This window comes from Streptomyces sp. NPDC054961, assembly GCF_053609145.1.
Genome location: NZ_JBSGWY010000004.1, coordinates 229,190 through 246,673, shown reverse-complemented (window position 1 = coordinate 246,673; position 17,484 = coordinate 229,190). Strand labels below are relative to the sequence as shown.

The window sequence follows — 17,484 nt, the reverse complement described above, 5'->3', positions numbered from 1 at the left end:
GGGCGCGCCCCGGCGTGGGTGGTGGGGGGGGGGGGGGGCGGGGCCCCGCCGGGGGGGGGGGCGCCCCCCCCGCGGGGGGGGGGGGCCCCCCCCCCCGTCCACGAGCTCCGCGCCGGCCGAGTCCAGCCAGAGCGCCGCCTGCCGCCAGTCCGTGAACGGCGCCCGGCCGGACTGCGGGCCGGTGGAGAAGGCACCGGAGCCCCATGTGCTGGCGGTCCGGCCCGCGTCCACGTAGAGGCGCAGGGCGGCCGTGCGGGCGGCGCCCGCCGCGGCGGGCGTGGCGTCGGCCAGCCGCCGGGCATGGACGCGCACCAGGTCGTGCAGCCGGTAGCGGCCCGGACGGGACTGCTGGAGGAGGCTCGTGTCCACCAGGCCCTCCAGTACCTGCTCGGTCTCCTGCGGCGACCAGCCCAGCATGGCCGCCGGCACCCGCAGGTCGAACTCGACCGTCGGCGCCAGGCCCAGGGTGCGGAACCCCTCCTGCTGCGCCGGTGAGAGCTGGTCGTACGACAGGCGGAAGGCGGCTTCCACGCTGCGGTCCCCCGCGCTCAGTTCGCCGAGGACGTGCTCGTCGCCCGTCATGCGCTCCACCAGGTACGCCAGGGTCCAGGCCGGGCGGGTCTGCAGCCGGGTGCCGGCGATGCGCAGGGCCAGGGGCAGGCCGTCGCACATCCGGACCAGCTCGCGCGTGGCCTCGGGCTCCTGGTCCGTACGCCCCTGCCCGACGATGTGCTGGATCAGGCGGGTCGCGTCCTCGCTCCCCAGGGTCTCCACGGTGATCCGCCGATCGGCGTCCAGCCCGGCCAGCCGCTGCCGGCCGGCCACGATCACGGTGCTGCCCGGTCCGGCCGGCAGGAGCGGCCGTATCTGCCGCACGCCCAGGGCGTCGTCCAGTACGAGCAGCAGTCGCATGGAGCTGGTCACCGAGCGCCAGACGGCCGTGAGTTCGTCCAGGTCGTTCGGCACCTCGCGGTCGTCGACGCCGGTGGAGCGCAGCAGGCGCCGCAGCACTCGCTGCGGTGAGAGCTTCTGGCGCGCCGTGCTGTGCGCGTGAAGGTCCACGAAGAGGCAGCCGTCCGGGTAGCGGTCGCGGATCCGCTGGGCCGCACGTGCGACGAGCGCGGACTTGCCGACCCCGGCCGGACCGTCCACCGCCACGACGGAGACCGAGTCGGACGGCCACGGCGTCGTCAGCAGGGCGAGTTCCCTCTCGCGCCCGACGAGCTGCCCGGTGTCGCCCGGCAGCTGGTTGACCGTCGGCCCGGGTCGAGTCCGAGGTCCGGACCGAGGAGACGGGCGTTGTCCTGCCGCAGCACCGCCTCGTGCACGCGGCTGAGTTCCTCTCCCGGGGTGACGCCGAGTTCGTCGCGCAGGCGCACGCGCATGTCCTCGTAGGCGTTCAGTGCCTCCGCTTGGCGCTCGCGGCCGTACAGGGCGCGCATCCGCAAGGCCAGCAGGGATTCGTCGTACCGGTCGGACTCGGGCGGGCGGGCCAGGTCGTCCAGGGCGTCGCCGAACCGGCCGAGCAGGACCAGGCATGCGAGCCGGGCCAGCCGAAGCGTCCGCCGGCGCTCCAGCAGCCGTTCCCGCTCGGCGCGTGCGAAGGGCCCCGGCAGGTTGGCCAGGGGCTCGCCCCGGAACAGTTCGAGCGCCGCGGACAGTTGACCCGCCGCGGCGGCGAGGTCCCCCGACGCCTTCGTGCTCAGCGCCGCGTCGCCCCGCTCGGCCAGGTCCGCCACGTCGAGCCGGACGCGGCCGGCCGCCCAGCCGTACCAGCCCTTGCCGCTGCGGATCACCGACTCGGCCGGACGCGTTCCTCCGGCGTCCAGCGCCCTGCGCAGCGGGTTGATGTGACTGGCCAGCACCTTGTGGCCGGACGCGGGCGGCTCCTCCCCCCACACCCCGTCGAGCAGCCGCTCGTGACTCACCACGGCGCCCTGGCAGAGCAGCAGCGCGGCCAGCACCGCCTGCCGCTTGACCGGCCCCACGTCCAGGGGCGTGCCGCCCCGCCAGGCCCGTAACGGCCCGAGCACCTCGATGCGAAGCCGCTGAGGAGCTTCCCCGTCCACCCGACCCCCACTCCCGCACATCATCGGAACTTCATCGGAATTGCAGCACGCCGGGCCAGGGTGACGGACACGACATCGAACAGTACGCACAACTGAGGGTGGTACGTGTGGGGGACAACGGTGAGCACTGAGCGCGAGCGGGAAGCCATCGACCGGTTGACACGTGCGGTATTGGCCGGGAAGGAACTCAGTCGGAGGCCGGAAATCGACACCCGCGCGGAACTCGAACAGTTCGACGTGGTCGCCGGCGCCTTCCATCGCGCCCCCCGGCGCGGGCGCCGGGGGGCGCGTCGGGACGAGGCCCTCGGATTCGGCATGGACGCGGTCGCGGTGGCGGTCACCACCTTGGTCCTCACGGTCGTCGCCGACACGCTGACCCAGCTCGCGCGCACACCCGCCGAACGCGTGGCCACCGGCTTCTCCGCCTGGGTGCGGCGGCACGTGCTGCGACGCCCCGATCCGTCGCGGGACGCCCCCGCGGCGTCCGGGGAGGGTGACCAGCCACCGCTGACCAGGGAACAGATGCGCCGGATCCACCGGTCGGCGGACCACCACGCCCGGCGGTTGCACATCCCCGCCGCGATCGCCCAGGCGATCGCCGACGGCGTCGTCGCGGAACTGACCCTCGCGACCCTGGCGCCCGGGGGCCCCGCCGCCGAGTCCCGGGACTCCGGCGGCGCCGCGAGCGCGGCGGCCGGCCACGAGAACGGACGAGCGGGGCGGTGAACGGTTCCACGATCGTGCCGGACCGCCTGCGCGACCCGTTCGCGGTTCCGTCCGGGACGACCCTGCGCTTCGTGCTCCTGGTACTGAGTACGACCGCCGTGATGATGTCCTTCGCGGCCTCACGGTTCGGCCACGTCGAAAAGGGCGTGGAGCGCCGCTTCGCCGAGTACGAGGCGTGCTGGGAACGGGACAACGGGAGCGCGAGCGGCTTCCCGGCGGCCGGCCGGCCGCCGGTCGAAGAGGTCTGCGGCGCCGATCCCCGTCTGGTCGAACTGTGGGTACCGGTGACGGCCGCCCTCGTCTTCTGGCTGCTCATCCTCGCCGTCTACTGGTTCCTGCCCGCGTGGCGGATCCGACGCCGCCGCTTCGTCCCCCTGGGGCCGGAACTCGGCGACGCGCACCGGATGGTGGAGGCATTGCGGATCAGAGGAGGGGTCGAACCCGTCCACTGGTACGTCCAGCCGCTCGATCCGCGGGTCAGCGCCCTCGCGTTCGGCCGGTGGCGGCGCAGGTGCATCGTGCTCAGCGGCGGTCTGACGGCCCTGAGGGCCCGGCGGCCGGAGACCTTCGAAGCGGTGGTGCTCCACGAACTCGCGCACGTGCGCAACCGCGACATCGACGTCAGCTTCCTCACGATCGTCACGGCCCGCGTCGGCCTGCCCGTGCTCCTGCTGACCCTGCCGTCGGGCATCCTCTGGGAGTTGGTCTGGGGTCTGGGCGGGGCGGGTGCCCGCGCACAGGGCCTCGCCAACTCGCTCGGCACCCTGTGCCTGGTCCTCGTGATGCCCCTCGCCCGCAGGGCGGTCCTGCGCAGCCGCGAGTTCTACGCCGACGCGCGCGCCTGGCAGTGGAGCACCTCGCCGCTCGCCCTGCGCGCGCTCTTCGACGAACCGGAACCCAGGCGCAGGGTGATGCGCGGGCTGTTGCGCGTGCACCCCACCGCTCGCCGGCGCCGGGCCATGTTCGACGACACCGGGCCGTTGTTCCGCAGCGGGTTCTGGGAGTCGTGCGCCGTGGGCTGCGTGGCCGGTGCGCTGCACTCCGAACTCGGCAGCGCGTACGTGCTCAACTCCGCGCTCGGCGCACGGGCCGGCGCCGCCGAGGACGCCCTGGCACTCGCCGTCACGGGAACACTGCTGGGAGCGGTGGTCGTCTTCGTGGCCCTGCGCTTCGACGAAGGGTTTCCCGGGGCGAGGCCGCGCGTGCTGTGGGTGCCCGCGTGGGGCCTGGCCTGCGGTCTGGCGCTGGGCGGCGGAGTGGTCGACCCCGGCACGATGTTCACGCTGGCCTCCACGGGGCAATCGGGTGCCGGTTTCCTGTTGTGGACGGCCGTGCTCGCCTCGGCGGCGTACGTCGCGATGAGATGGATGTCGGGCGCGCTCCGGCCGTGGCGCCATGCGATCCGGCTCCGCAAGAGGCGGGGGACGGCGTGGTGCGTGCTCATCGCCGTGGTGGGAGCGCTGTTCGCGTGCGTCCTGCACTGGCTGATGGAGCTCATGATCGCCGAGGCGCTCATGTCGACGGTCCTCGGCCCGGGGACCCCCGAAGCGGTGTCCTTCGTCCTCGGCGCCGCCATGCACGCGGTGGCCATGGCGCCCTACCTCCTGTGCGCGACCCTGCTGGCGGCCGTGCTCCCGCTCCTCGGGCAGGCGCTGATCGTCGGCCCCGAAGGCAGGGCGAGCCTCGAACTGCGCCGCACCGCGGTCACCGGCGTGCGCTGGGGCGTGTGGCTCATGGCGGTGACGACGGTCCTGGCGGTCGGCGGCCACAAGCTCCTCGGGTTCCTCCCGGCGACCGGCGCGCTGATCTTCCTCGCCGTCCACACGGGCCGCAGGCGCCGCGGCGCGGGACTGCCGTTCGCCCACGCGGTGCTGGCGAGCATGCTCGCCGCGATCACCGGCTTCGTCGGCGCCGACGTGCTGGTGGCCCTCGTGGACTGCGGGACGGGACGGTGTTCCGTGCCCGGTGTGGGCGGCATGGCCATCGAGACCGGACTGGGCGTCGTCCCGGCCCTGGTGGTCGCGGCGTGTGTCCCCTCGGCCCGCAGGGGGCGGCGCACCCGGGGCGCGGTGACCGGCCCGGAGGTGGTGCGCTGAGGTTCCGGATCCGCCCCGGAGGCGTGCGGCGCGCCTCCGGGGCGGTCAGACCTGGCCCGCGCCGCCGTCCACGAAGAGTTCGATGCCGGTGATGAAACTGCTCTCGTGCGAGGCGAGGAACAAGGCCGCCGCGGCCACCTCCTCGGGGCGGCCGGCCCGGCCGAGCGGGACGCCGGCGACCGCCCGCTCGCGTACGGCGGCCGGCGCCCCGGCCAGGGCGGGGGTCTCGACCGGCCCCGGGCTGAGGGTGTTGACCCGGATCGCGCGTCCGGCGAGCTCCAGCGCGAGGCTGCGCGCGAGCGAGCGCACGGCCGCCTTCGTCGCGGCGTACACGCCGAACCGCGTCGAGGCCGAAGACCCGGCGGCCGAGCCCAGCAGGATGACCGAGGCGCCGTCCCGCAGCAGGGGCAGGGCGCGCTGCACGGTGAAGAAGGTGCCCCGGAAGTTCAGGTCCGAGGTCGCGTCGAACTGCTCCTGCGTGAACTCGGCGAAGCCGCCCGCCGGTCCGCCGCCCGCGTTGGCCACCAGCACGTCGACGGGACGTCCCGACTCCGCGACGACCGCGAAGAGCCGGTCCAGGTCCTCGACCCGGGAGGCGTCACCGCGGACGGCGACGGCGCTCTCGCCCAGCTCCCGGGCCGCCGCCGCGAGTTCGTCCGCCCGCCGGCCGGTGATGAAGACCCGGGCTCCCTCCCGTACGAAGCGGTGGGCCGTCGCCAGCCCGATGCCGGACGAGCCGCCCGTGATCACGGCCACCCGGCCCTCGAGCCGTCCGCCGTGCCGTCCGTCGTTCCGCCTGCCCGGTCCTTCGGCGGCCTGGGCCCCGAGTGGTCCCGTACGCATGACCGTGCCTCCTCGTCGAGAGGGGAGGCGGGTGCGGTCCGCCGACGGGAAATCCTAGTGCCGGGCGGCCGACGGGTGGAATGCTGGACGTGCGGGCGGCCGGGCAGACGGCCGGGCACACGGCCGGGCGGGCCGGCGCGCAGCGCACCGGAGGGAAGAGGAGCGGGCATGGGCGAGAGCGGCGGACCGGACCCCGGGCTCTACGGACCCGGCTCCGTCACCTGGCAGTGCCACGGCGACCCGATGATGTGGATCGCCGGGGTCCGCGCGCTCTACCTCCAGGCCCTGCACCCGCGCGCCGTCCGCGGGGTCATGGAAAACTCCGACTTCCGGCAGGACGCCTGGGGCAGGCTGCTGCGCACCGCCGACTTCGTCGGCACCCTCACCTACGGCACCACCGACGACGCCGAACGGGCCGGCGCCCGCGTCCGCAAGATCCACCGCATGCTGTCCGCGACCGATCCGGCCACCGGCGCACGCTTCCCCGTCGACGACCCCGAACTGCTCCTGTGGATCCACTGCGCCCAGATAGACAGCTTCCTGCACGTCCTGCGCCGCTCCGGAATCCCGCTCAGCCCCGCCCAGGCCGACCGCTACGTGGCCGAGAACACCGTCAACGCCCGGCTCGTCGGGCTCGACCCGTCCGGGGTGCCGGGGGACACGGCGGCCCTCGCCGCCTATTTCGAGCGGATCCGCCCCGAGCTCGCCGCCGGACCCGACGCCCACGCCGTGGACGCCTTCCTGTGCGGCCCGCCCGTCCACCCGCTCCTGGTCCCTGGCCGAAACCTGGTGTGGCGACCGCTCGCCGCCCTCGCCTACGGATCCCTCCCGGCCTACGCGCACCGGCTGTACGGCCGCCCCGCGCCGGCACCGCGCAGCATCACCCGCCGCCTGCGTCTCACCGGTAGCCTGCTGCGCAGCATTCCCGCAGGTCTGCGCTGGCAGCTGCCTCCAGGTCACATCTTGAGAGCGATGCGCCGCATGGGCCCCGGGAGCCGTCCCTCCCCGTACACACTGCGTACATCAGCGTCCATACTGGACGGGCCGGGGAGGGCGTAGCACGACACACGGGGGCGACTTCAAGACATGGCGGAGTCCAGACTGATCCAAGGCCGGTACCGCTCGCTCGACCTGATCGGCCGCGGAGGCATGGGCGAGGTGTGGCGTGCCCGGGACGAGTCGCTCGGCCGCCACGTGGCCGTGAAGTGCCTCAAGCCCATCGGGCCCGAGCAGGACGCCCACTTCACCCAGGTGCTGCGCGAGCGCTTCCGCCGCGAGGCGCGCGTCGCCGCGTCCCTCCAGCACCGGGGCGTCACCGTCGTGCACGACTTCGGCGACGACAGCGCCACGGGCGGACCCCTGTACCTCGTCATGGAGCTGCTCGAGGGCCGCAACCTCAGCCAGCTCCTGGAGGACAACGAGGCCCGCCCGCTGCCCGTGGACGTGGTCGTCGACGTCGCCGAGCAGATGGCCGCCGCCCTCGGCTACACGCACGACCAGGGCGTGGTCCACCGCGACCTCAAGCCCGCCAACATCATGCGGCTCGCCGACGGCACGGTGAAGATCTGCGACTTCGGCATCGCCCGCCTCGCCGCGGACATCGGCTTCACCGCGAAGCTGACCGGCGGCGGCATGGCCATGGGCACCCCGCACTACATGTCGCCCGAACAGATCGCGGGGGGCGAGGTCGACCACCGCAGCGACCTCTACTCCCTGGGCTGCGTCCTCTACGAGATCGCCACCGGCGCCCCGCCCTTCGACCTCGGCGATTCCTGGTCCGTCCTGGTCGGCCACCGCGACACGGAGCCCGTGCCGCCGCGCGAGCACCGGCCCGAGCTGCCCGGCTACTTCGAACGGGTGGTGCTCGACCTGCTCGCCAAGCGGCCCGAGGACCGGCCCGGCGACGCCCGCCATCTGCACCGGCGGCTCGTCGAGGCCCGGCTCGGACCCGGCGTGCTCCCGGGTGCGGCGCCCGGGGCGCTGACGGTGCTGCCGGCGTGGGCCGGCGGGATGACCGCCGGGCGCAAGGCCGGCATCGAGGCCCGGCCGGCGAGCGGGGAGTGGGCGGTGCTCACCGGTTCCTGGACGGCCGCGCGCCCGAGCGCGGACCAGCCCGCCGCGACCGGGTCCGCGACCGCGACCCAGGCCGCGACCCCGGCCGGGTCCGGCTCAGGATCCGGGACCGGCCCGGCGTCCGGCAGTACGTCCGGCAGTACGTCCGGCACCGTGTCCGGCCCGGCGGCCGTACCCGCGGCCCGGATGCCCGGGGCGCCCGCCGTGCCCGCGGCTCCCGCGCCGTCCCCCGTACGCCCGCGCCCGGCCGCGGACCCGCGGCTCACCGCCGCGTACGGGCTCCCGCGCGGGCCCGGCGCCGACCCCACCGGCCCCGAGGCGCTCGCCGCCGGCCACACCCGGGCCTTCGCCCTCAGCCGGGCCGGCCGCACCGAGGAGGCCCTCGCCGTCTACGCGGCCGTGGCCGAGGGCCGGGCCCGGGTGCTCGGCCCGGACCACGCCGACACCCTCGCCGCGCGGCAGGAGGCGGCGTACGAGACGGGCCTGCTCGGCCGCCACCAGGAGGCCTACGAGGTCTATCGCTCGGTGCTCGCCGCCCGGGAGCGGACCGTGGGCCCGCGCCACCCCGACACCCTGCGCTGCCGGCACAACCTGGCCTGCGCCCTCGGCGCGCTCGGCCGGTTCGCCGAGGCCCACGCCGCCGCCGCCGAGACCGCCGCCGACCGGGCGGCGGTGCTGGGCGCGGAGCACGTGGACACCCTGCTGACCCGCTACGAAGCGGCGTACGCGCTCGGGCGGCTGGAACGCTGGGAGGAGGCCCTGGCCGGCTTCCGTCACGTGGCCGCCGTACGGGAGCGGGTGCTCGGCCGGGACCACCCCGACACGCTGGCCGCACGGTACGAGTCGGGCATCGCGCTCGGCCGCACCGGCCGCTCGGGCGAGGCCCTGGAGCTGTTCCGCGGACTGGTCCGCGACCGCACCCGCGCGTACGGGGCCGCCGACCCGGAGACGCTGCGCGCCCGGCACGTCCTCGGGGTCAACCTGGGGCGGCTGGAACGCTGGGAGGAAGCGGTGGCCGAGGCCCGGGAGGTGGGCACGGCGCGCGCCCGCACGCTCGGCGCCGAACACCCCGACACGCTGGTCAGCCGCCGGGAACTCGCCGTCGGGCTCGGCCGGCTGGGCCGCTGGGACGAGGCGCTGTCGGTCTACCGGGAACTCTCCGGCATCCGCGAACGGTCGCTGGGCGACGACCACCCCGACACGGTCGCCGCCCACGCCGATGAGGCGCACTGTCTGGAGCGGCTCGGGCAGGTGTGTTACCAAGAGCCATGACGACCTCGCGGGGCTTCAGCACGGACGTGTACGACGTGGTGATCGTGGGCGGCGGCCACAACGGACTGGTCGCCGCCGCCTACCTGGCACGGGCCGGCCGTTCCGTGCTCGTCCTGGAGCGGCTCGGCCACACCGGCGGGGCCGCCGTGTCCACCCGGCCCTTCGCGGGGGTCGACGCCCGCCTGTCCCGGTACTCCTACCTCGTCTCCCTGCTCCCGGAGAAGATCGTGCGCGAGCTGGGGCTGCGCTTCGAGGTGCGCAAGCGCGAGGTCTCCTCGTACACCCCCGTGGACCGCGCCGGACGGCCCGGCGGGCTGCTGGTCGGCGGCGGCGAGGCGCGCACCCGGGAGTCCTTCGCGCGGCTGACCGGCTCGGAGCGGGAGTACGAGAGCTGGCGCGCCTTCTACGGGACCACCGGGCGGGTGGCGCGACGCATCTTTCCGACGCTGACCGAGCCGCTGCCCACACGGGCGGAGCTGCGGGCCAGGGTCGACGACGAGGCGGCCTGGCGGATGCTGTTCGAGGAGCCCCTCGGGCAGACGGTGGAACGGGAGTTCGCGGACGACCTGGTGCGCGGGGTCGTCCTCACCGACGCCCTGATCGGGACCTTCGCCGGTGCCCACGACGGCTCGCTCGCCCAGAACCGCTGCTTCCTCTACCACGTGATCGGGGGCGGCACGGGGGACTGGGACGTGCCCGTCGGCGGCATGGGCGCGCTCACCGGCGCCCTGGCCGGGACCGCGCTGGCGGCCGGGGCGGAGATCGCCACCGGGCACGAGGTGCTGCGCCTCGAGACGGACGGCACGACCACGACACCGGCCGAGGTGACCTTCCGGACGGCTACGGGGGAGGGGCGGGTGGCCGGACGGGTGGTGCTCGTCAACGCCTCGCCCGGGGCGCTGGCCGAGTTGCTGGGCGAGGAGCCCGTGCGGCCCGCCCCCGAGGGCGCCCAGCTCAAGGTCAACATGCTGCTGAAGCGGCTGCCCAGGCTGCGGGACGCCTCCGTGGACCCGCGCGAGGCGTTCGGCGGGACCTTCCACATCGCGGAGGGGTACGAGCAGCTCGCGCGGGCCCACGCGGAGGCCGCGACCGGCGAGCTGCCCTCCGTACCGCCCTCCGAGATCTACTGCCACTCGCTCACGGATCCGTCGATCCTGGGGCGCGAGCTGGCGGAGCAGGGCTATCAGACGCTCACCCTCTTCGGACTGCACACCCCGGCGCGGCTGTTCCGGCACGACAACCAGGGGGCGCGGGAGGTCCTCCTCGCGGCCACCCTCGCCCAGTTGGACGCGCATCTGGCGGAACCGCTCACGGACTGCCTGGCCTTCGACGCCGACGGACGCCCGTGCATCGAGGCCAAGACGCCGCTCGACCTGGAGCGCGAACTGCGGCTGCCGGGCGGCCACATCTTCCACGGAGACCTGTCCTGGCCGTACTCCGCGCCGGACGGCCCGGGGGATCCGGGGAGCCCGGGGGGCCGGTGGGGCGTGGAGACCGCCCACCGGAACGTCCTGCTCTGCGGCGCGGGCGCGGTGCGCGGCGGCGGCGTGAGCGGGGTGCCGGGCCACAACGCGGCGATGGCGGTGCTGGGGCACTGACCTCGTGACCCCCGCGGCCGTGCCCGAGGCCCTCCAAGGGCCCGGGGCACGGCTGAGGTTCGGCTCGCCCGTCAGACGACGGGGTCGATCACCACGATCGGGATCTCCCGGTCCGTCTTGGTCTGGTACTCGTCGTACGCGGGCCAGTGCTCGAGCATCAGGGGCCAGAACGCGGCCCGCTCCTCGGAGGTCGCGGTGCGCGCGATGCCCTGGACGATCTTCGGTCCGACCTGGACGCGGACCTCGGGGTGCTCGGTCAGGTTCCGGTACCAGAGCGGATGCGCCGGGTCGCCGCCCTTGGACGCGACGATGAGGTAGCGGCCGTCGTCCTCGCCGTAGATGAGCGGAGTGCGCACCGGCTTGCCGGACTTGCGGCCGACGGTGGTGAGGAGCAGGGTCTGGGTGTTGTTCCAGAACTGCCCCTCGGTCCCGCCCGACCCGACGTACAGCTTGATGTGGTCCAGGGTCCAGCCCGGCTGGGGGTCGATCGGGTTGTCCCAGTCGATGTCGTTCATGTGGTTCTGCCCGCCTTCGTTTCGTCGGTGTCGTCCATGACTTCGTGTTGAACGGTCAACAACTCACCACAACGAACACCAACGCTCCGAGGCACGGTTCCCATCCCCACGGGGCCGCCGTCCGAGTGCGCGGGGCGCCATCCCCGCACTCCGCGGGCGGCCCTGCCCTCGGCCCGCCCCTTTCGGACCGTGCAGGTGGGGCATGGTCGAAGAAGGAGACCACCCCGGCGGGGTCCTGTCGGTGGGGTGCCGTAGCGTCGGAGACATGATCTCCGAGCCGACGGGCCGGGCCGCAGGCCCCTACGACGCAGCCTTCCTGCCGCGACTGCGGATGTCCTTCCGGGCCGCGACCGAGCCGGTCGTGGAACCGGTGTCGAAGTTCGGCGGGCAGCCGGTCTGGCTGGACGGCCCGGCCTGGCCGGTGCATCCGCGTTCGGGCGAGCCCCTCGTGTTCATCGGCCAGTTCCGGGTGCCGGGCGACGAGGTGCGCCTCGCCTACCTGTTCCTGCACGAGGAGGACGGGGTCATGGGCGGCGATACTCCGGAGGACGGCGAGGCCGTCGTTCTGGTCCAGCCGGGTGGGCGGATACCGGCCTTCGCGTCGATCGGGGCCCCCGGCACTCGGGGGCGAACGCTGTGGCGGTGGGGTCCGGACTACACGGAGGTTCCCGTCGAATGGCTGACGGACCTGACTCCGATGCCACCGGAACTCGATGAGGCGGCGCATCAGGCCGCGGCCTTCTCCCGGTACCTGCGGGGCGAGGGACCGGACGTCGAAGTCCCCGAGGAGGACTTTCCCAGGGACTTCATGGGGGGCGAGGCCGTCTACCCCAACCACCAGGCCTTCGGCATCGACGCCTCCTGGCTGTTCCTCGGCCAGTTCGAGGACCGGGGCGAGGCGGAGGAGGATCCGTTCTTCCTCAACTTCGGCTACGGAAGCGGCTTCCTCTTCCTCAGTTCCGATCACCTTGAAGGCCGGTTCCTGTGCGACTGCAGCTGAACGCTTCCTTCTGATCATCTGATCGTCGGCTGCTGCGTGTCGTCGCCGACGGACGGGATCGGGGGGAAGAGCCCCATCCCAGCACACCCCTGTGACACCAGTGCGATGGGGCTGCTCAAGAGGCGGCTTCCCCCGATCCGCCGGACAGGTCCTAGTCCGCCGAGCGGGACCAGCCGGTGGCCTCGATGCGGGCGGCGTCGGCGGGGCGGTCCTCCGCGAAGAGGAGCCGGGCGGGCTCCGATACGCGCAGGACGTCGGCGTAGACCCCGCGGCCCACGTAGCGGCCCTGCGCGGTGTGGCGCAGACGCAGGCGGACCTCGCGGCCGGCCCAGGCCGTGAGGGGGGCCTCGAGCCGGTGCCAGATGCGGCCCGACCAGCCGGCGACCGAGCCGCCCGGCCACTGTTCGGCGGCTCCGCCGGTGCTGCGCACGGTACTGAAGGGGAGCGGCTCCCAGGTCTGTCCGTCGGCGGAGGCCTCCACGTGCAGGGCGCCTCCGCCGGGCACGGTGTCCCACCAGAGCGCGCAGCGCAGCCGGGCCGAGCCGGTGGCCGGGGTGAGCGGCGGCAGGGTCAGGGTGCCGGAGGCGCCCGTCTCCATGCCGGAGTACCAGGCCGGGCCGCCGTGCTTCGTGCGGACCGGGACGGCGCGGGCGAAGCGGTTGCCGGTGGCGACGCGGGGCGCGCTGCCCGCGCGCCAGTTGCGCACGGGGTGGACCGAGTTGCCGAGCAGGATCAGGAAGGAGTCGGTGGAGGGGTCGAGGACCAGGGAGGTGCCGGTGAAGCCCGTGTGGCCGGCGGAGTGCGGGGTGGCCATGGCGCCCATGTACCAGTGCTGGTAGAGCTCGAAGCCGAGGCCGTGGTCGTCGCCGGGGAAGGCCGTGTTGAAGTCGGTGAAGAGCAGTTCGACGGAGGCGGGGCGCAAGATGCGCCGGCCGGCGTAGACCCCGCCGTCGAGGAGGGCGCGGGCGAGGATGGCCAGGTCCCAGGCGGTGCCGAAGACGCCGGCGTGGCCGGCGACGCCGCCCAGGGCGTGCGCGTTCTCGTCGTGGACCTCGCCCCAGACGAGCCCGCGGTCGAGACCGGACCAGGGCGGGCGCTGCACCTCGGTGGCGGCCGTGACCCGGCGCCAGGAGAGCGGTGGGTTGTAACGAGTGCGGTGCATCCCGAGTGGAGCAGCGATCTCGTCTTGGAGTAGGAGATCCAGAGTGTGACCGGTGATCCGTTCCAAGAGCAGTTGGAGGGCGACGAGGTTGAGGTCCGAGTAGCGGTAGACCGTCCCCGGGGTTTCCTGCGGCCTCACCGACCACAGCAGCCTCAACTGACCCGCCCGGCTGGGCTCCTTGTAGAAGGGGGCCCAGGACCGCAGCCCCGAGGTGTGCGTGAGGAGCTGACGGACGGTGATCACCTCCTTGCCCCCGCCGGTGAACTCGGGCAGGTACCGGCTCACCGGCGCTTCCAGTTCCAGGCGCCCGCGCTCCATCTGCTGCACCGCCAGCAGCGAGGTGAACAGCTTCGACAGCGAGGCCAGGTCGAAGACCGTGTCCTCCGACATCGCGATGCGCTCGGCGGCCGGGAACTCCCGTGCCCGGTCGGTGCGGCCGTCGTAGTCGGCGTAGCGGACCGCATCGCCCATCGCCCGGTGCAGGGCCACGGTACGGCCCCGGCCGGCGAGGACCACGGCGCCGGCGTAGTAAGGGTGTTCGGGGGAGGGGCCGAGGAACCGCCGCGCCTCGTCCGCGACCCCTTCGAGGTGCTTCTCCAGCAGTCCGGCCTGACGGGCGGAGCCGTAGCGCAGTCGCAGTCCCTGCAGCGCACGCCGCTCGGCGGGGCCGCCGGAGGAGCCGGAGGAGCCGGAGGCCCCGGCGGAGCCGGGCAGCGCGGCCTGGAGCACGAGCACACCGCCCAGCGCCAACAGCCGCGCGCCCAGCCGCCGCCGGGTGAGGGCGGTGGTGTGACCGGTGCCGGTGCCGGTGTCAGTGCTGGTTGCCGTACCGGTGCCGATGCTCGTGTCGGTGTCGGTGTCGGTGTCGGTGACGGTGCAGGTGCAGGTGCCGCTGCCCGTGCCGCTGCCCGTACCCGTGCTGGTGCCCGTGTCGCTGCCGGTGCCGGTGCCGGTGCCGGTGCCGGTGCCGGTGTCCGTGGTGTTCCGGATGGTGTCGTCCGCGCCGGCGGCGGTGGCCGTGCCGATGCTGCCCGTGGCGCCGTGGAAGCTGCCGCGACCGCCGTCGACGCTGCCGCGACCGCCGTCGACGGCACCCTCCGCCCCGCCGTCGTTCCCGGTTGCCGCCCGTTCCTCCATGACCGGTCCTCCCGTCCGCCGTCGCACCCTCCCGAAGTATCTGCCCGTTCCTTCCCCCGCCCCCGCCGCGACCGGGCCGTAAAGAATCTGACGCTGCATCAGAAAATCTCTTCCCTCGAAGGCCCGGCTGCGGCATCCTGCGGCCCATGGAGACGGAGCTGAGCAAGAAACTGGGAGTCGAGCACGCCATCTTCGGCTTCACGCCCTTCCCGGCGGTCGCCGCTGCCATCACCCGCGCGGGCGGGTTCGGAGTGCTTGGGGCAGTGCGCTACACCGCCCCCGACGACCTCAAGCGCGACCTCGACTGGATGCAGGAGCACGCCGGCGGCAAGCCCTACGGTCTCGATGTCGTCATGCCCGCCAAGAAGGCCGTCGACGGCGTCAGCGAGGCCGACATCGAGGCGATGATCCCGGCAGCGCACCGCGAGTACGTCCGCGACACCCTCGCCAAGCACCATGTGCCCGAGCTCGCGGAGGGCGAGGCCTCCGGCTGGCGGATCACGGGCTGGATGGAGCAGGTCGCCCGCAACCAGCTCGACGTCGCCTTCGACTACCCCATCAAACTCCTCGCGAACGCCCTCGGTTCCCCGCCCGCCGACGTCATCGCCCGCGCCCACGACCACGGCGTCCTCGTCGCCGCCCTCGCGGGCAGCGCCAAGCACGCCCGCCGCCACGCCGAGGCGGGCATCGACATCGTCGTCGCGCAGGGCTACGAGGCCGGCGGCCACACCGGCGACATCGCCACCATGGTCCTGGTCCCCGAGGTCGTCGAGGCCGTCGCCCCGCTCCCGGTCCTCGCGGCCGGCGGCATCGGCAGCGGCGAGCAGATCGCCGCGGGCCTCGCGCTCGGCGCGCAGGGCGCCTGGCTCGGCTCCCTCTGGCTCACCACCACCGAGGCCGACCTGCACTCCCGCGCCCTCACCGGGAAACTCCTCGCCGCCGGCTCCGGCGACACCGTCCGCTCCCGCGCCCTCACCGGCAAGCCCGCCCGCCAGCTGCGCACCGAGTGGACCGACGCCTGGGACGACCCGGAGGGCCCCGGCGCGCTCCCGATGCCGCTCCAGGGCCTGCTCGTCGCCGAGGCCGTGTCCCGCATCCAGAAGTACGAGATCCAGCCGCTGCTCGGCACGCCCGTCGGCCAGATCGTGGGCCGGATGAACAGCGAGCGCAGCGTCCAGGCCGTCTTCGACGACCTCACCAGCGGCTTCGAACGCGCCATCGACCGCATCACCCGCATCGCCGGCCGAGCCTGAGAGGTGTGAGCAGCGACATGACCGACTCACCGAGCACGCGGCCCGCGCCGACCGCCCAGCCCCCGAACGGGTTCTGGGCCCAGGCCGCCGCCGACCCCGCCCGCACGGTCCTGATCACCCCCGAGGGCGAGGAGTGGTCCGCGGCCCGGCTGCACGCCGACGTCAACCGACTCGTCCACGGCCTGCGCGCCGCCGGGCTGGAGAAGGGCGACGTCTTCGCCGTCGTCCTGCCCAACAGCGTGGAGTTCCTCACCGCCTACCTCGCCGCCTCACAGGCCGGCTTCTACCTCGTCCCGGTCAACCACCACCTCGTCGGACCCGAGATCGCCTGGATCGTCTCCGACTCCGGAGCCAAGGTCCTCATCGCCCACGAGCGCTTCGCCGACGCCGCGACCGCCGCGGCCGACGAGGCGGAGCTCCCGGCCGACCGCCGCTACGCAGTGGGAGCCGTCCCGGGCTTCCGCGCCTACGCCGAACTGCTCGACGGGCAGAGCGACGCCCCGCCCGGGGACCGCACGCTCGGCTGGGTCATGAACTACACCTCCGGCACCACGGGCCGGCCGCGCGGCATCCGCCGCCCGCTGCCCGGCAAGCTCCCGGAGGAGACCTACCTCGGCGGCTTCCTCGGCATCTTCGGCATCCGCCCCTTCGACGGCAACGTCCACCTCGTGTGCTCGCCGCTCTACCACACGGCCGTCCTGCAGTTCGCGGCCGCCGCCCTGCACATCGGGCACCCGCTGGTCCTCATGGACAAGTGGAGCCCCGAGGAGATGCTCCGCCTGATCGACGGGCACGCCTGCACGCACACCCACATGGTCCCGACGCAGTTCCACCGGCTCCTCGCGCTCCCGCAGGACACGAAGGACGCGTACGACGTGTCCTCGATGCGGCACGCCATCCACGGTGCCGCGCCCTGCCCCGACCACGTCAAGCGGGCGATGATCGAGTGGTGGGGCCGGTGCGTGGAGGAGTACTACGCGGCGAGCGAGGGCGGTGGCGCCTTCGCGACGGCCGAGGACTGGCTGAAGAAGCCGGGCACCGTCGGCAAGGCCTGGCCGATCAGCGAGCTCGCCGTCTTCGACGACGACGGGGAGCGGCTGCCCGCCGGTGAACTCGGCACCGTCTACATCAAGATGAACACCGGCGGCTTCAGCTACCACAAGGACGAGGGCAAGACGAAGAAGAACCGCATCGGCGACTTCTTCACCGTCGGCGACCTCGGCCTGATGGACGAGGAGGGCTACCTTTTCCTCCGCGACCGCAAGATCGACATGATCATCTCGGGCGGGGTGAACATCTACCCGGCCGAGATCGAGTCGGCCCTGCTCACCCATCCGGCGGTCGCCGACGCCGCCGCCTTCGGCATCCCGCACCCGTCCTGGGGCGAGGAGGTGAAGGCCGTCATCGAGCCCGCCGAGGGCTTCGCGGCCAGTGACGCGCTCGCGGCGGAGATCCTGAACCACTGCGAGCGCCAACTGGCCGGGTACAAGAGGCCCAAGACCGTGGACTTCATCGAGACGATGCCGCGCGATCCCAACGGCAAGCTGTACAAGCGCCGGCTCCGCGACCCGTACTGGGAGGGTCACGCGCGCGCGATGTGAGGACATGCGCGCGCGACGTGCAGGCACGCGCGCGCGGTGCGAGGGCCGGGCCCGCCGGGGGGGCCCGCCCGCGCCCCGCCCGGCGGGACCTGAGTATTTGCCCCGGGGGGGCGGTGTGGTTTTAACAAAAGTCGGTGGC

The 17,484-nt window shown here is 73.9% G+C and carries 13 protein-coding genes; 8 read left to right on the top strand and 5 right to left on the bottom strand.

Going from position 1 to position 17,484, the window contains the following annotated elements; all coding sequences use genetic code 11:
- Both ACWF9Z_RS06900 and ACWF9Z_RS06895 read right to left on the bottom strand, forming a co-directional pair.
- Positions 1 to 1,194, bottom strand: a 1,194-nt coding sequence (locus ACWF9Z_RS06900) for an NB-ARC domain-containing protein (RefSeq protein ID WP_453598319.1), incomplete at its 3' end; no start/stop codon positions are given.
- Positions 1,191 to 2,069 carry an AfsR/SARP family transcriptional regulator gene (locus tag ACWF9Z_RS06895; protein WP_453598233.1) on the bottom strand — a complete coding sequence of 293 codons (879 nt, stop codon included), beginning with the start codon at positions 2,067 to 2,069 and terminating at the stop codon, positions 1,191 to 1,193. The genes ACWF9Z_RS06895 and ACWF9Z_RS06900, both read right to left, overlap by 4 nt.
- 120 nt (positions 2,070 to 2,189) lie before the next feature.
- Between ACWF9Z_RS06895 and ACWF9Z_RS06890 the strand changes: the two genes are divergently transcribed.
- Together ACWF9Z_RS06890 and ACWF9Z_RS06885 are read left to right on the top strand one after the other, a co-directional pair.
- Positions 2,190 to 2,795 (top strand): hypothetical protein, encoded by a 606-nt coding sequence (locus ACWF9Z_RS06890; protein WP_453598231.1) that lies wholly within the window; start codon positions 2,190 to 2,192, stop codon positions 2,793 to 2,795.
- Positions 2,792 to 4,891, top strand: a complete 2,100-nt coding sequence (locus ACWF9Z_RS06885; RefSeq protein WP_453598230.1) for a M48 family metallopeptidase — start codon at positions 2,792 to 2,794, stop codon at positions 4,889 to 4,891. The genes ACWF9Z_RS06890 and ACWF9Z_RS06885 overlap by 4 nt, the downstream gene beginning before the upstream one ends.
- A gap of 45 nt (positions 4,892 to 4,936) precedes the next feature.
- On the opposite strand, the gene ACWF9Z_RS06880 is transcribed toward ACWF9Z_RS06885, so the two are convergent.
- Complete coding sequence (locus ACWF9Z_RS06880) at positions 4,937 to 5,734, bottom strand: SDR family NAD(P)-dependent oxidoreductase (RefSeq protein ID WP_453598228.1); 798 nt, start codon at positions 5,732 to 5,734, stop codon at positions 4,937 to 4,939.
- A gap of 168 nt (positions 5,735 to 5,902) precedes the next feature.
- Between ACWF9Z_RS06880 and ACWF9Z_RS06875 the strand changes: the two genes are divergently transcribed.
- The 3 genes from ACWF9Z_RS06875 to ACWF9Z_RS06865 are packed head-to-tail and all read left to right on the top strand — an operon-like array spanning position 5,903 to position 10,677.
- Complete coding sequence (locus tag ACWF9Z_RS06875) at positions 5,903 to 6,793, top strand: oxygenase MpaB family protein (RefSeq protein ID WP_453598227.1); 891 nt, start codon at positions 5,903 to 5,905, stop codon at positions 6,791 to 6,793.
- 27 nt (positions 6,794 to 6,820) lie between these two features.
- On the top strand, positions 6,821 to 9,079 hold the full coding sequence (locus ACWF9Z_RS06870) for a protein kinase domain-containing protein (protein ID WP_453598225.1): 2,259 nt from the start codon (positions 6,821 to 6,823) through the stop codon (positions 9,077 to 9,079).
- On the top strand, positions 9,076 to 10,677 hold the full coding sequence (locus ACWF9Z_RS06865) for a phytoene desaturase family protein (protein WP_453598224.1): 1,602 nt from the start codon (positions 9,076 to 9,078) through the stop codon (positions 10,675 to 10,677). Before ACWF9Z_RS06870 ends, ACWF9Z_RS06865 begins: the two co-directional genes overlap by 4 nt.
- A gap of 71 nt (positions 10,678 to 10,748) precedes the next feature.
- Here the strand turns inward: ACWF9Z_RS06865 and ACWF9Z_RS06860 are convergent, their stop codons facing one another.
- Positions 10,749 to 11,192 (bottom strand): nitroreductase family deazaflavin-dependent oxidoreductase, encoded by a 444-nt coding sequence (locus ACWF9Z_RS06860; RefSeq protein WP_453598222.1) that lies wholly within the window; start codon positions 11,190 to 11,192, stop codon positions 10,749 to 10,751.
- A gap of 265 nt (positions 11,193 to 11,457) precedes the next feature.
- Here ACWF9Z_RS06860 and ACWF9Z_RS06855 point away from each other — a divergent pair, with 265 nt between their 5' ends.
- Positions 11,458 to 12,192 carry a hypothetical protein gene (locus ACWF9Z_RS06855; RefSeq protein ID WP_453598220.1) on the top strand — a complete coding sequence of 245 codons (735 nt, stop codon included), beginning with the start codon at positions 11,458 to 11,460 and terminating at the stop codon, positions 12,190 to 12,192.
- 151 nt (positions 12,193 to 12,343) lie between these two features.
- On the opposite strand, the gene ACWF9Z_RS06850 is transcribed toward ACWF9Z_RS06855, so the two are convergent.
- Positions 12,344 to 14,491, bottom strand: coding sequence for a serine hydrolase (locus tag ACWF9Z_RS06850; RefSeq protein ID WP_453598219.1), 2,148 nt, complete (start codon positions 14,489 to 14,491; stop codon positions 12,344 to 12,346).
- Between the two features lie 146 nt (positions 14,492 to 14,637).
- Between ACWF9Z_RS06850 and ACWF9Z_RS06845 the strand changes: the two genes are divergently transcribed.
- Positions 14,638 to 15,744 (top strand): NAD(P)H-dependent flavin oxidoreductase, encoded by a 1,107-nt coding sequence (locus tag ACWF9Z_RS06845; protein WP_453598217.1) that lies wholly within the window; start codon positions 14,638 to 14,640, stop codon positions 15,742 to 15,744.
- Positions 15,745 to 15,761: 17 nt separating this feature from the next.
- On the top strand, positions 15,762 to 17,345 hold the full coding sequence (locus ACWF9Z_RS06840) for an acyl-CoA synthetase (RefSeq protein WP_453598215.1): 1,584 nt from the start codon (positions 15,762 to 15,764) through the stop codon (positions 17,343 to 17,345).
- Positions 17,346 to 17,484: the final 139 nt, after the last annotated feature.

Bases quoted from the DNA above. Each gene is read 5' to 3' on its own strand.
- ACWF9Z_RS06880 (WP_453598228.1), bottom strand. From the start codon at position 5,734: ATGCGTACGGGACCACTCGGGGCCCAGGCCGCCGAAGGACCGGGCAGG.
- ACWF9Z_RS06875 (WP_453598227.1), top strand. From the start codon at position 5,903: ATGGGCGAGAGCGGCGGACCGGACCCCGGGCTCTACGGACCCGGCTCC.
- ACWF9Z_RS06870 (WP_453598225.1), top strand. From the start codon at position 6,821: ATGGCGGAGTCCAGACTGATCCAAGGCCGGTACCGCTCGCTCGACCTG.
- ACWF9Z_RS06865 (WP_453598224.1), top strand. From the start codon at position 9,076: ATGACGACCTCGCGGGGCTTCAGCACGGACGTGTACGACGTGGTGATC.
- ACWF9Z_RS06860 (WP_453598222.1), bottom strand. From the start codon at position 11,192: ATGAACGACATCGACTGGGACAACCCGATCGACCCCCAGCCGGGCTGG.
- ACWF9Z_RS06855 (WP_453598220.1), top strand. From the start codon at position 11,458: ATGATCTCCGAGCCGACGGGCCGGGCCGCAGGCCCCTACGACGCAGCC.
- ACWF9Z_RS06850 (WP_453598219.1), bottom strand. From the start codon at position 14,491: ATGGAGGAACGGGCGGCAACCGGGAACGACGGCGGGGCGGAGGGTGCC.
- ACWF9Z_RS06845 (WP_453598217.1), top strand. From the start codon at position 14,638: ATGGAGACGGAGCTGAGCAAGAAACTGGGAGTCGAGCACGCCATCTTC.
- ACWF9Z_RS06840 (WP_453598215.1), top strand. From the start codon at position 15,762: ATGACCGACTCACCGAGCACGCGGCCCGCGCCGACCGCCCAGCCCCCG.